This window comes from Roseburia sp. 1XD42-34, assembly GCF_009917385.1.
GTDB lineage: Bacteria > Bacillota > Bacilli > Bacillales > Amphibacillaceae > Virgibacillus.
In genome coordinates this window covers 1-12,922 of sequence record NZ_QWLJ01000061.1, presented here as the reverse complement: position 1 = coordinate 12,922, position 12,922 = coordinate 1, and the positions used below count along the sequence as shown (strand labels likewise).

The following is a 12,922-nucleotide window of genomic DNA, read 5'->3' as shown; positions in this document are numbered from 1 at the left end:
ATAAAAGAATTGGATGTTTGCGTGTATATTTTTTTATGCGCAAATTGTGTGGGAACCCCAACATTTAGTATAGAGCCGAAAATTTATACTCACGTAACAACTAAAATGAAAAAGGACGCCTCTGCAAAAGTAAGAACTTTATACAAAGACGCCCTTTCTAACTTAATTTCTTAAAAAATGTTATTTTTATGTTACTTTTTAGGGTTTTGACGGTAGAATATCCGCTTAAGATGTTGCTATATCAACATTCTTGAGTGGATTTTTACATCATGCCGCCCATTCCACCCATGCCGCCCATGTCAGGCATTCCGCCGCCTGCGCCTTCTTCTTCAGGCTTATCAGCGACTACTGCTTCTGTAGTTAAGAACATTGCAGCTACGGATGCAGCGTTTTGAAGTGCAGAGCGAGTAACTTTTGTTGGGTCAACGATACCAGCTTCAACCATGTCTACCCATTCGCCAGTAGCAGCATTGTAGCCAATACCAACTTTTTCGCCTTTCAGACGCTCAACAATGATAGATCCTTCTAAACCAGCATTGTGTGCGATCTGACGTACTGGCTCTTCCATAGCACGACGTACAATGTTAGCACCAGTTGCTTCGTCACCTTCAAGGCTTAGTTCAGCTACTTTGTTGTAAATGTTCATGAATGCTGTACCACCACCGGCAACAATACCTTCTTCTACAGCTGCACGTGTAGCATTCAAAGCATCCTCAATACGTAGCTTACGTTCTTTTAATTCCGTTTCTGTTGCAGCTCCAACTTTAACAACTGCCACTCCACCTGCTAGCTTAGCTAAACGTTCTTGTAGTTTTTCTTTATCAAATTCAGAAGTTGTTTCTTCCACTTGTGCACGGATTTGCGCAACACGTGCAGAGATAGCTTCAGGATTACCAGAACCTTCTACGATTGTAGTATGTTCTTTTGTAACAACTACTTTAGCAGCACGACCTAGCTGATCCATTGTAGCACTCTTAAGATCTAAACCGAGATCTTCTGTAATCACTTCTCCACCAGTTAAAGTCGCAATATCTTCAAGCATTGCTTTACGACGGTCACCAAATCCAGGGGCTTTTACAGCTACTGCATTGAATGTTCCACGCAATTTGTTAACTACCAATGTAGCAAGCGCTTCGCCTTCTACATCTTCAGCAATCATCAATAAAGGTTTTCCTTGCTGTACAACTTGCTCAAGTACAGGTAATACTTCTTGAATGTTACCGATTTTCTTATCCGTAATTAGGATGTACGGGTTTTCTAAAACTGCTTCCATTTTGTCTTGGTCTGTTACCATGTATGGAGAAGCATATCCACGGTCAAATTGCATACCTTCAACTACTTCTAGCTCTGTGTTAAAACCTTTTGACTCTTCAATAGTAATAACCCCGTCGTTACCAACACGTTCCATTGCTTCAGAAATTAGGTTACCAACTTCTGCATCGTCAGAAGAAACTGCTGCTACTTGAGCAATAGATTCCTTGCTTTCGATTGACTTGGAAATATCTTTTAGTTCTTTTACTGCTACTTCAACAGCCTTTTCGATTCCACGACGAACGCCAACTGGATTAGCACCGGATGCTACGTTTTTAAGACCTTCACGAATCATGGACTGAGCTAATACAGTTGCTGTCGTTGTACCGTCACCAGCAACATCATTTGTTTTAGAAGCAACTTCTGATACTAACTGAGCTCCCATATTTTCAAAATGATCTTCTAGCTCGATTTCCTTTGCAATCGTTACACCATCATTGGTAATAAGCGGTGAACCAAATTTTTTATCTAATACAACATTACGTCCTTTAGGTCCTAATGTAACTTTTACCGCATCTGCTAATGCATCTACCCCACGTAGCATTGCGCGACGAGCATCTTCACTAAATTTAATTTCTTTAGCCATCGATAAATCCTCCTTTGGTTTATACAAGTTAAGTATTTTCTATATTTATATCGAGATTAGCTTACTACAGCCAGGATGTCGTTCTCACGAAGAATTAAGTATTCTTTGCCTTCGTATTTCACTTCCGTACCGGCAAATTTCGAAAAGATGATCCGATCTCCTTCAGCAACTTCCAAGGCAACCTTTTCACCTTTATCCGTTACACGTCCAGAGCCAACTGCAACAACTGTTCCTTCCTGTGGTTTTTCCTGTGCAGAGTCAGGAAGTACGATACCGCTTGCAGTTTTTTCTTCTTGTTCAACAAGCTCGATAACAACGCGATCTCCTAGTGGTTTAATCATGTGTAGAAAGCCTCCTTAATTCTATTCTCATATTTTTATTAGCACTCGAATTAGGTGAGTGCTAATTCCAATTATTATAATAAATAATTCCAGATAAAAATGCAAGTATGAAAGCATATTTTTTTATATTATTTTTTACAGAAATATAATCTTAAGCAGTAAGATGTAATATACCAAACTATTTAGCCCATACATATACGTTCAATCTTTCTGTTATATAGAATCATCTATTTATGATAAAATAACATGTACATCCTATGTTATCGTTAATAGATAAGATGAATCAAATATAACTACTTATACAACCACTTGTTAAAGGTAAATGTCGACAACTAAAGTCGTTTTTAGGCTAAAGACCTGCTCAGAGACTATGGGTTGAAGCAACCTCAAAGGGAGACTAAACTCACACTTTTAGCTTGAATATTTAGGTAGGTTACATTTGACTAGACAAAAAGGATAAGTCTAAAAGCGGATAGCGTCTAAAACAGGTGGAGTTAGGCTACGCATTTGTAAGTTAAACGCAGAATAGTATTTCTGCTGGGTTTTTAACTCCCTATAATAAAATACTATACGAGGTCATAAGAACTATACTAAAAAATTCTGTTTTACTCCATTTGCTTCAAGATACATTAGTTAATGAACTATCGATTTACTTGCATTTTCTTTATTCCATTAGGAAAAATCATAAAAAGTATGAATACAATGTATATGTACACCAAAAAAAGGAGTCGTTTTATTTTGCCAAAAAGATATTGGTGGGTTATTATTACCTACATTATTACACAGTTTTCTGTCTTTTTAACAGCGAATTTAGTATATAATGCATTTACAGTTACCAAAGGAGAAGCAGTTGTTTATGGATCGATTATCAGTTTTGTATTAGGTCTTATTGTCGTACTGTTGTTGATGAAGCCTGATATGAAACAGGGATTGCAGCAACGTGATGGTGCTTCTGTTGGAGGAATTATCATTTGGTCCCTTTTAGGTGCGTTCATAGCTATATTTAGCCAAGGCATAGCTAACTTTATTCAAACGATGATATTTGGAGTTGAACCCGGTTCCGAAAACACACAAGGAATTATGGAAATGACTCGAGCTGTCCCTTTATTTATGATCATTCCAATTCTAGCTGCGCCTATTTTAGAAGAAATAATTTTTCGCAAAATTATTTTCGGAGGTCTTTATAAACGGACGAACTTTTTTATTGCAGCACTTTTATCTGCAGTTATTTTCGGTTTGATTCACCGTGAACCGGAGCATATCTTAGTTTACGGAACAATGGGGCTCGTGTTTGCTTATTTATATGTGGAAACAAAACGAATCATCGTCCCCATTTTTGCTCATATGGCAATGAACGGGCTTGTTGTAATTGCACAATATAACATGGATCCCGCAGAACTGGAAAAACAGCTAAACGAACTGCAAACTATTCTCTTTGGCTATTTTTAATAGTTAGCGAAACCAAATACTGCTATGTTCTGGTTCCTGCGCTATTGTAATAGACGAAGATCCCAAGTAATTAAAATTGAACGTAAAATAGAAAACGTTTTATTGTTGGAGGCTTTAAATTATGAGAATTTCACCCAAGACAATGGGGATCATCTATCTTATTATGGGAGCATTCTTTACATATGTTGCTATTTTAAGTGTAGACGAGACAATGTGGAATATAACAACGATGGTCTTAGCATTATTTGCTACGCTTGAGACTGGTGTTGGCATCCGTTTACTAGCTATTTACTTTCAGCGCAAACGCAACAACAAGCAGGAATAAGGGGGAAACTTCCTTATTCCTGCTCGTTTACTCTATAAGCATATAAATTTGTTAGCCCATTGCAGAAAAAGCTATCTATATCCACCTTGCTTACTCCTCTTACTCTTCTTCATCTGTAGTAAGAGGATAATGTTTTAAGAAATAAACCAATGCTTGTAATTCTACTGCTAGGTCGATATGATGTACTCGAATATTTGGTGGTACAGTAATTCTCGCTGGTGTGAAATTCAATATTCCTTCAACACCCTGTCCAATTAAATGGTCAGCCATACTTTGTGCTTCACTTGCGGGGATGGTTAATATCGCCACTTGAATATCGCCCAATTTTTCATCTAATTCTTCAATATGGTACACTGGGACATCACTAATCGTGGTTCCTACTTTTTTAGGATCACTATCAAACGCCATTTTAATTGCTATATTATTGTTTTTCATAAAATTATAATGTAAAAATGCAGTACCTAAATTACCAACACCAATGAGTGCAACATCTGTCGTTTCATCCTGATCCAATGTTTTCCGAAAAAACTCAAGTAAATATTCCACATTGTAACCGTACCCTTTTTTACCTAACGCGCCAAAATACGAGAAATCTCTACGAATTGTAGCTGAATCAACTTTAACTGCATCGCTAAGTTCTTTTGAAGATACACGCTTTTTTCCTTGATGATTTAAATTGTTTATAAATCGATAATACAGTGGTAAACGCTTTGCAGTCGCTTGAGGTATTTTATTTTGCTCCATCATAATAATTCCTTCCTTCACTTCAATATTGGTTGTTCGTTAAAACTATACTATCAACTAATATCTCGGCTCTACCGTTCTACCGTTAACATTTTCCTAAACAAAATTGTATATCGCTTACATAAAAACGCAACAAAAAATACAAAATCAGTTCTTATGCTATAGGAAAAAGGATGCTTAATACTTTAAAATGATCCATTTTCTCGATACATATCGCAAATATCGTCCATTCTACAACAATGTGCTTTACATAAACTTATTCGAATCATTTACACTTCCATATACAAAGAACCTAAGGCAATATAACTCCCTTCCTATCAATTTCTTTTTATTCCTCTGTTAAAAATGGAAACTAAAGGAAATTTACTTATTCGTCGTTCTTTTTTCTTTTTCATGTAAGCAAGGAAAGGTAGATACCTAAAAAACGTAAAGCTTTTTTTATAATATATTTAATCTCTCACTATCTCTCCTTTATTTTAACAGAAATATGGAAATAAGTCGTGACTTAGTTCACAATTATATTGATTGATTTTAGGTAAGTAAGATACACTAGGAGAGATGGGGTGAATATAATGATACTGATGCAAATCAACGAACTTACAAAATCATTTGGTGCTGATAAAATCTTATCAAATATAAAGCTGGAAGTAAAAGACCATGACCGAATAGCAATTGTTGGAAGAAATGGCTCGGGAAAATCTACTTTATTGAAAATAATGACAGGAGAACTAAGTTACGATCAGGGTGAATTATTCCGACCTAAAGATCTGACAATGGGTTATCTCGCGCAACATACGACGCTAGAATCTAAAAAAACGATTTGGCAGGAAATGCTTACTGTATTTCCTGAACTAAAAAAACAAGAACAACAGCTTCGCTTCATGGAACAGCAAATGGAGCAAGCTGCAAACTACAGTCGCGAAGCTTATCAAAAATTATTACATGATTATGACCGCCTACAGCACAGCTATGAACAAAATGGGGGTTATACTTATGAAGCAGATATAAAAGCCGTCTTAAACGGATTGGATTTTCACATGTTTGATTATGACACACCGATTCAAACACTTAGTGGCGGGCAAAAAACAAGGCTTTCATTAGGAAAGCTGTTGTTAAAAAAGCCACAGTTACTTATTTTAGACGAACCGACCAACCATTTGGACATTGAAACATTAAACTGGCTGGAAAGTTATCTAAGCAATTATCCCGGGGCTGTCGTTGTTGTGTCACACGACCGTTATTTTTTGGATAAGACAGTGTCTATTGTTTATGAAATCTCTCGACATCAGACAAAACGATACGTGGGAACTTATAGTAAATACTTACAGCAAAAAGCACTTGATTTTGAAAAAGAATGGAAAGAGTATGAAAAGCAACAAACAAAAATTATGAAAATGGAAGACTTTATTCAGCGGAACATTGTCCGAGCTTCGACAACGAAGCGAGCCCAAAGCAGACGTAAACAACTGGAAAAAATGGAAAGAATAGATAAACCATTAGGTGATGAAGCCTCTGCATCATTTTCATTTAGGATTAATCGTCGAAGTGGTAATGATGTGCTGAAATTAAACGATTTGTCATTACGATATCCAGGTGAAACAGAGTATTTATTTCAACATGTAGATCTGCAGATTAACCGAGGAGAAAGAATTGCTCTTGTTGGGCCAAACGGAATTGGTAAAACGACGTTATTAAAAATTGTGACTGGACAACTAAAAGCAACTCAAGGAACTGTTCAGCTCGGAACCAATGTACAATTCGGCTATTATGATCAGGAACAAGCAAATTTACACTCCTCCAAAACAGTACTTATGGAATTATGGGACGACTACCCAACGACGAATGAGAAAGATATTCGAACCGTACTCGGTAATTTCCTGTTTTCTGGAGATGACGTGTTAAAACTTGTAAATGCTTTAAGTGGTGGTGAAAAAGCGCGATTAGCTTTAGCAAAATTGATGATGCAAGAAGCAAATCTATTAATTCTCGATGAACCTACTAACCATTTAGACATCGATAGTAAAGAAGTATTAGAAGCGGCATTAACCGACTTCCCTGGTACAATCTTATTTGTATCGCATGACCGTTATTTTATTAATAAAATCGCCGATCAAGTGGCAGAACTGCAAAAATTAAAAACTACGATCTATCTTGGAGATTATGATTATTATTTGGAAAAAAAGGCGGAAGAAGCAGAATTAAAACGATTAAATAAAACACAACAGGATAGCGGTAAAATCTCCTCTGGTGAAAGAAGACGTGATTTTGAGCGTGATAAGCAAATGCAGCGAGAAGAACGAAAGAAACAAAGACGCATTGAAGAACTGGAAACAGAAATTGAACAGTTAGAGGGTCAAGTAGAACAATTGGAAGGCAAGATGGAATTACCAGAAGTATATCAAGATCATGAAAAAGCGTTGGAACTATCCCAAGAGGTAAATCAACGTAAACAGAAGATCGATCAATTAATGGAAGAATGGACAATATTACTGGAAGATTAATATCCCTCATGACATTTGCTTGTCATGAGGGGTATTTGACTTTTATCCGTGCAGACTGGCAATAAATTTTTATTCTTGTGGATAATACTGTCGATTGTTGGTTATCCACAAGCATTATTTAAATAAATAATCATTTTGAATAGAGTTTTCCACAGCAATCCGGTAAATTACCCCGAAACCAAGCATGGCTGCCATCACCGAGCTTCCACCATAGCTTACTAAAAGTAGCGGTATTCCTGTTACTGGCATGATTCCTAAAGCCATGCCAATATTTTGAAACACATGGATAAGCATTAGGCTCATATAGCCAAAACATGTATACGCAGCAAAGGCAGAGTGTTTATAAATCGAAAGGCCAATCATCACCAATTTATACAGGAAAATAAAGTATAAAAAGATAACGAGCGCACTGCCGACAAAGCCAAAACTTTCACCTATGATGGAGAATATAAAGTCGGTTTGCGCTTCTGGAAATGGCACTTGCTGATTACCTAATCCTTTGCCAAATAATTGCCCGGAGCCAAGTGCCATAAAAGCCTGATCAAAATGCCATGAGGCGTCACTTGCTTCTTGCGTAGGATCAAACCAGGTCAGTATGCGGTCTATTTGGTATTCCTGTCCTTTGCCGACCAGCTTTTTTGCTAATTCAGGAAACTTAACGATAAAAGTTAATAAGGCTCCTACTGCAGAAGAAATACTGACTATTAATGTTGTAATGATTTTCCAATTAATACCTGAAAGAATTATAATAACACCAGCTATAAATAGATAAACCATAGAGGTACCAAAGTCAGGTTGCCGCATAATTAATAACACAGGAGCAGCGACAATGGCCAGAATTTTAATGAGCAATTTTAAGTCCGATTTGATTGTCGGTATAACAAATTTTTCTTTATGCTTGTGAATAATTGCTGCCATATAAACGATCGTCGTTATTTTTGTAAATTCAGATGGTTGGAGAGTAGCAACTTTTAAATCAAACCAGCTTTTTGCACCATTTTTCACCGGAGCTATACTTGCTGGACTGATTATCAATACTAACAATACGAATAAGCCGAATGCATAAACATATACACTTGTTTTATAAATCTGTTCCACATCTAAGTATTGAATAGCAGCTACAATACCCACTCCTACCGTAAACCAAACTGCCTGCTGTAATAAAAAGTTTTTACCCCCATATTGCTCTAATTGTTGGGCATTATAAATGGCAAGCAGACTAACACATACAAGTAAAATAAAAATTGAAATTAAATCTGTTTGTACAAAATAGGATTGCTTTTTTGACATTGCTGATCACCAAATTTCTACATTTACTCTATTTCTAATTATCCACATCGTAAACATGTTTGCAAGTAGCTAATCGCAAGTTATTATGGAAGTTATTCACAATATCCACAACCAACATAGCATTTATCCACAAAAAACATCCACTGATGCAATATTGTTATAACAACATTTTTTACAGTTATGCACAGAGGTGTGTATAACTTGGATTACTTTAACGGCATAGAGGCACGAGCGTTTAAGTCCAGTGTAGACCATTTTCCTTGTGCAAAAGCAATCGCACCAGCAGCTGCAATCATCGCAGCGTTATCTGTACATAAATAAAGCGGGGGGATTTGTATAGGAATCTCCAAATTTGCAAATTCCTGTTGCAAAGACGACCTAAGTCCTTTGTTTGCCGCAACGCCTCCGGCTACGATCACTTGTTTTACGTTATATTGTTTTGCAGCCCGTACTGTTTTAGTTGTTAACACATCTACCACACTCGCTTGAAAGCTAGCTGCAATATCCGCTGGTTTCAACGTCTCCCCACGTTGTTTTGCATTGTGGATTGTATTTATAACCGAAGATTTCAATCCACTAAAGCTGAAGTCGTAGCTGCCCTCTTCTAGCCAAGCACGTGGGAATGCAATCGTTTCTTCTCCCAACTCTGCTAACCGATCAATTCCCGGCCCACCTGGATAAGGTAAATCTAACATTCGAGCAACTTTATCATAAGCTTCTCCAGCTGCATCATCTCTAGTTTCCCCGATTAGTTCATACTCACCATGTGCTTTCATAATCACTAACTCTGTGTGACCACCAGAGACAATCAGTGCAAGTAAAGGAAACTGGAATTCCTGTTGCAGGCGATTCGCATAAATATGCCCAGCAATATGATGTACTCCGATTAATGGCTTGTGCTTTGCATAAGCGAGCCCTTTTGCTGCATTCACCCCTACCAGAAGTGCGCCTACTAACCCCGGTCCTTCTGTAACAGCTATTGCACTAATCTCATCCCAGGAAACAGCTGCTTGCTCCATCGCTTGTTCTAATACATATGTGATTTGCTCAACGTGGTGGCGTGAGGCAATTTCCGGCACAACTCCACCAAAACGCTTATGGCTTTCAATTTGTGAAGACACGACATTTGCCAAGATTTCCTTGCCATTTTTCACAATTGCAACTGCAGTCTCATCACAACTTGTTTCAATACCTAATATTAATACTTCTTTATTCATTTTATATTCACCCACATTACAATTGCGTCCTCCTGATTATCTGTATAATAATGCTTACGAATTCCACCTGGGACGAGCCCAAATTTCCGATACAGTTTTTGCGCAACTATATTGGATTGTCTCACTTCTAATGATAAACGACAAACTCCGTTGATCAAGGCATGATGCATCATATGCTGGAACAAACGCTCACCCAGATTTTTTCCACGATATGAAGGCAAAATGGCAATATTTGTAACTTGTGCGTCATCAAAAACAATCCATAAACCTGCATATCCTACAATATTTCCGTTATATTCGATTACAAAATAATGAGCATGAGGGTTTTCTGTAAGTTCCTGATAAAAAATTTCCAACGTCCAAGCTGTAGAAAATGATTCCCTTTCTACGCACATAACAGCATCTATATCTGTTAGAGCCATTTTTCTAATTACTATTTCTTTATTCATCATAGGCTAACAACCTTTATTTTTTTCCAACCATTTAGCCTCTGCTTCTGCTAAGCGAAGATAATTTGGACGAAGTGTATGTGTTGGCTCTGGTTGTTTCCCTTTTGCTACAGCAATTAAGTGTGCTCCTCGAAGCAAATGGTCTGGTTCCTCAGGAATGATTGCTAAATCTCCCAGTACTCCCTTAATCTGCTCCTGATGAATCGCTATGTCTGGACTTAAAAATATTACCTGTTGACCCAAACTGCTAAGCTCACTAAGCAAAATATCCATAGCAAGATTTTCTTCTTTCCGGATAAGTTTCATCGTATTTTTATCCCAGCGATAACACCCTGTATACACTAGTCCTCTTCTTGCATCAAAGAAGGGGCAGATAACACCATTAAAAAAGCGCCCTTGATATGCCAGTACTTCCAAGCTTGAAACACCAATAACAGGTATGTTTAATGCCCAAGCCATCGTTTTAGCAGTAGCCAACCCGATACGCACGCCTGTATAGGAGCCCGGACCTTTTGCAACAATTACTTTTTCTAATTGTTCAGGCTTCATATTAACTTCTTTCATTAGTCGATCAATTGCAGGCATTAAACGTACGGAGTGATTTTTCGCTAAATTGGTAACTATTTCACCTACCACTTTATTATCCCGTTGAATGGCAACAGCTAATACTTGATTTGACGTATCCATTGCAAGTATATTCATGTAAATAACTCCTCATATGTCGAATTAGCTTTTTAATTGCTCTATTACCCACTTAAAGTGACTTCCATGTGGGATAAATGTAATTTTCCGCGATTTTTCACCAATAGCGGTGAGTTTAACTTCTAAATACTTCTCTGGTAAAAACGAACCGATATACTGCGGCCATTCCACAACTGTAATACCTTCACCATTAAAGTACTCATCAAAACCTATATCTTCTTCACTATTTTCCAAGCGATACACATCCATATGATAAAAAGGTATTTCTCCTTCATATTCCTTAATTATCGTAAATGTGGGGCTCGATACATTTCGTTTCACTCCAAGCCCTGCGGCTATTCCCTTTGTAAAGGTGGTTTTTCCAGTACCAAGATTTCCTTCTAGTGTAACGACATCTCCTGGACTTAACAACATAGCCAATTTTTCTCCTAAATGAATTGTCGTATCCTCTGTATTTGTTGTTATCTCATACATTTGCAAACCGTACACCTACTTTAAATGGTTATATCCTCGCTTAAGTAACCTTTCCAACTGACCATTTCCTTTTTGTATATAAACATAATTATGATTGGCTTCAAAAAACACCTTACCTATCTGTGTTATTCGCAAATTTAAATGCTTAGCAAGTGCTGCTAATACGCTCCAATTTTTTGGAGCGATTGTTCCGATTAACTCAAAATCTTCTCCGCCAAAATACTTCCATTGCTGTTGGTCTTCCTTGGAAAACTGTGAAAAACTATTATGCACTGGAATTGCTTCATCATGCAGTTGAATACTTACCTTCGAAGCAGTAGCAATTTCTGCTGCTTCATTCGCTATCCCGTCACTCACATCATTTAACGCCACACGGATATTTCCAGGTATGCTAGTTGCAAAGGCGACACGGGGCGTTGGCGTACGATGACGTTCCATAAAATAAGCAGCATCCTTATATTCCATTGTATTAGTCAAAATGTGGTAACCAGCTTGTGAATCACCCAAAGTTCCAGTGACGAATACCACATCACCTATCTCAGCATGACTCCTGTAACGAACTTGTTCTTTTGCTACATAACCCATGACTGTGATTGACAAAACAAGCTCGCTTCCAGATACAGTGTCTCCACCAATTAAATCCATTCCATAGTATGTTGCTATCCTTTTCATTCCTTGGAAAATATATTGCACTTCCTGGCTGGACCAATGACGAGGAATAACAATAGAAGCTAAATAAAATGCTGGCTGTGCTCCCATAGCGGCTAGATCACTAATATTTGCTGCCAAAGCGCGATAACCAACATGGAAAGATGACATGGTATCTTTTCGAAAATGGACCCCTTCTACGAACGTATCTACCGCAGTAACAATATCCATTGTATGTTGACGAAAAACGGCTGCATCGTCACCAATGCCTTTTACTAATGAAGGTTGTCTATAAGAATTTTGCGTGATCGTATCTATAAACGTAAATTCATCCACTACCCATCACCAAATTTCATATATAGCTATATTTATGATAGCAAATATTATTAAAAAAAGGAAAAGGAAATACTGAATTTATCGTGAAAAGATAACATTACTACGATAAAAAGAATACTTTTTATGTTCATTACATCTGGACAATAATTTAAAGCAAATAAAAAAACACACGATTTTGTAACTAAAACCATGTGTGTTAAATTCAATTTATCTGGCGGTCCGGACGGGACTCGAACCCGCGACCTCCTGCGTGACAGGCAGGCATTCTAACCAACTGAACTACCGGACCAAAAATAAATTTGTTCAACTATTATGTGACCTGTTGAACAAGTTATGATTAAAATATATTAAGTAAAGAAAATTTGGTTGCGGGGGCAGGATTTGAACCTACGACCTTTGGGTTATGAGCCCAACGAGCTACCAGACTGCTCCACCCCGCGATATGAAAAATAGCTAATTTATAAAAAGATAATTATTGCCTGGCGGCGTCCTACTCTTGCAGGGGCAAAGCCCCAACTACCATCGGCGCTGGAGAGCTTAACTTCTGTG

General features: G+C 37.5%; 12 protein-coding genes and 2 tRNA genes. 3 read left to right on the top strand and 11 right to left on the bottom strand.

Annotated features, from left to right (window positions below; translation table 11 throughout):
- Positions 1–262 precede the first annotated feature (262 nt).
- Complete coding sequence (gene groL, locus D1839_RS19275; RefSeq protein ID WP_120381413.1) at positions 263–1,897, bottom strand: chaperonin GroEL; 1,635 nt, start codon at positions 1,895–1,897, stop codon at positions 263–265.
- Between the two features lie 56 nt (positions 1,898–1,953).
- Positions 1,954–2,238: a co-chaperone GroES gene (gene groES / locus D1839_RS19270; protein ID WP_120381412.1), complete on the bottom strand. Its 285-nt coding sequence runs from the start codon at positions 2,236–2,238 to the stop codon at positions 1,954–1,956.
- Positions 2,239–2,976: 738 nt separating this feature from the next.
- On the opposite strand from groES, the gene D1839_RS19265 reads away from it, so the two are divergent.
- Together D1839_RS19265 and D1839_RS19260 are read left to right on the top strand one after the other, a co-directional pair.
- Positions 2,977–3,687, top strand: a complete 711-nt coding sequence (locus tag D1839_RS19265; RefSeq protein WP_120381411.1) for a CPBP family intramembrane glutamic endopeptidase — start codon at positions 2,977–2,979, stop codon at positions 3,685–3,687.
- A 121-nt stretch (positions 3,688–3,808) separates the two neighbouring features.
- Positions 3,809–4,012: a YdiK family protein gene (locus tag D1839_RS19260; protein ID WP_120381410.1), complete on the top strand. Its 204-nt coding sequence runs from the start codon at positions 3,809–3,811 to the stop codon at positions 4,010–4,012.
- Between the two features lie 99 nt (positions 4,013–4,111).
- On the opposite strand, the gene D1839_RS19255 is transcribed toward D1839_RS19260, so the two are convergent.
- Complete coding sequence (locus D1839_RS19255) at positions 4,112–4,759, bottom strand: redox-sensing transcriptional repressor Rex (protein WP_286164866.1); 648 nt, start codon at positions 4,757–4,759, stop codon at positions 4,112–4,114.
- 569 nt (positions 4,760–5,328) lie between these two features.
- On the opposite strand from D1839_RS19255, the gene D1839_RS19250 reads away from it, so the two are divergent.
- Positions 5,329–7,257 (top strand): ABC-F family ATP-binding cassette domain-containing protein, encoded by a 1,929-nt coding sequence (locus D1839_RS19250; RefSeq protein ID WP_120381416.1) that lies wholly within the window; start codon positions 5,329–5,331, stop codon positions 7,255–7,257.
- 114 nt (positions 7,258–7,371) lie between these two features.
- Here D1839_RS19250 and D1839_RS19245 read toward each other — a convergent pair whose 3' ends face one another.
- The 8 genes from D1839_RS19245 to D1839_RS19210 all read right to left on the bottom strand — a co-directional run bounded on the left by D1839_RS19245 (position 7,372) and on the right by D1839_RS19210 (position 12,813).
- Positions 7,372–8,547, bottom strand: coding sequence for an FtsW/RodA/SpoVE family cell cycle protein (locus D1839_RS19245; RefSeq protein ID WP_120381409.1), 1,176 nt, complete (start codon positions 8,545–8,547; stop codon positions 7,372–7,374).
- A 206-nt stretch (positions 8,548–8,753) separates the two neighbouring features.
- The gene (tsaD, locus tag D1839_RS19240; protein WP_120381415.1) at positions 8,754–9,764 is read right to left on the bottom strand and encodes a tRNA (adenosine(37)-N6)-threonylcarbamoyltransferase complex transferase subunit TsaD; all 1,011 of its coding nucleotides are present in this window, start codon (positions 9,762–9,764) and stop codon (positions 8,754–8,756) included.
- Entirely contained in the window at positions 9,761–10,216 is a 456-nt protein-coding gene (gene rimI, locus D1839_RS19235; protein ID WP_199690437.1) for a ribosomal protein S18-alanine N-acetyltransferase, read from the bottom strand. The genes tsaD and rimI overlap by 4 nt, the downstream gene beginning before the upstream one ends.
- 3 nt (positions 10,217–10,219) lie before the next feature.
- Positions 10,220–10,915 carry a tRNA (adenosine(37)-N6)-threonylcarbamoyltransferase complex dimerization subunit type 1 TsaB gene (tsaB, locus tag D1839_RS19230; RefSeq protein WP_120381408.1) on the bottom strand — a complete coding sequence of 232 codons (696 nt, stop codon included), beginning with the start codon at positions 10,913–10,915 and terminating at the stop codon, positions 10,220–10,222.
- Between the two features lie 24 nt (positions 10,916–10,939).
- Positions 10,940–11,389, bottom strand: a complete 450-nt coding sequence (tsaE, locus tag D1839_RS19225) for a tRNA (adenosine(37)-N6)-threonylcarbamoyltransferase complex ATPase subunit type 1 TsaE (protein WP_120381407.1) — start codon at positions 11,387–11,389, stop codon at positions 10,940–10,942.
- A gap of 15 nt (positions 11,390–11,404) precedes the next feature.
- The gene (thiL, locus tag D1839_RS19220; protein ID WP_120381406.1) at positions 11,405–12,373 is read right to left on the bottom strand and encodes a thiamine-phosphate kinase; all 969 of its coding nucleotides are present in this window, start codon (positions 12,371–12,373) and stop codon (positions 11,405–11,407) included.
- 212 nt (positions 12,374–12,585) lie between these two features.
- Positions 12,586–12,662, bottom strand: a tRNA-Asp gene (locus D1839_RS19215).
- Between the two features lie 74 nt (positions 12,663–12,736).
- Positions 12,737–12,813, bottom strand: a tRNA-Met gene (locus D1839_RS19210).
- Positions 12,814–12,922: the final 109 nt, after the last annotated feature.

Excerpts from the sequence above, each read along its gene's own strand:
- groES (WP_120381412.1), bottom strand. The coding sequence starts at position 2,238 with ATGATTAAACCACTAGGAGATCGCGTTGTTATCGAGCTTGTTGAACAA.
- tsaD (WP_120381415.1), bottom strand. The coding sequence starts at position 9,764 with ATGAATAAAGAAGTATTAATATTAGGTATTGAAACAAGTTGTGATGAG.
- D1839_RS19245 (WP_120381409.1), bottom strand. The coding sequence starts at position 8,547 with ATGTCAAAAAAGCAATCCTATTTTGTACAAACAGATTTAATTTCAATT.
- D1839_RS19255 (WP_286164866.1), bottom strand. The coding sequence starts at position 4,759 with ATGATGGAGCAAAATAAAATACCTCAAGCGACTGCAAAGCGTTTACCA.
- groL (WP_120381413.1), bottom strand. The coding sequence starts at position 1,897 with ATGGCTAAAGAAATTAAATTTAGTGAAGATGCTCGTCGCGCAATGCTA.
- D1839_RS19250 (WP_120381416.1), top strand. The coding sequence starts at position 5,329 with ATGATACTGATGCAAATCAACGAACTTACAAAATCATTTGGTGCTGAT.
- D1839_RS19260 (WP_120381410.1), top strand. The coding sequence starts at position 3,809 with ATGAGAATTTCACCCAAGACAATGGGGATCATCTATCTTATTATGGGA.
- tsaB (WP_120381408.1), bottom strand. The coding sequence starts at position 10,915 with ATGAATATACTTGCAATGGATACGTCAAATCAAGTATTAGCTGTTGCC.
- rimI (WP_199690437.1), bottom strand. The coding sequence starts at position 10,216 with ATGATGAATAAAGAAATAGTAATTAGAAAAATGGCTCTAACAGATATA.
- tsaE (WP_120381407.1), bottom strand. The coding sequence starts at position 11,389 with ATGTATGAGATAACAACAAATACAGAGGATACGACAATTCATTTAGGA.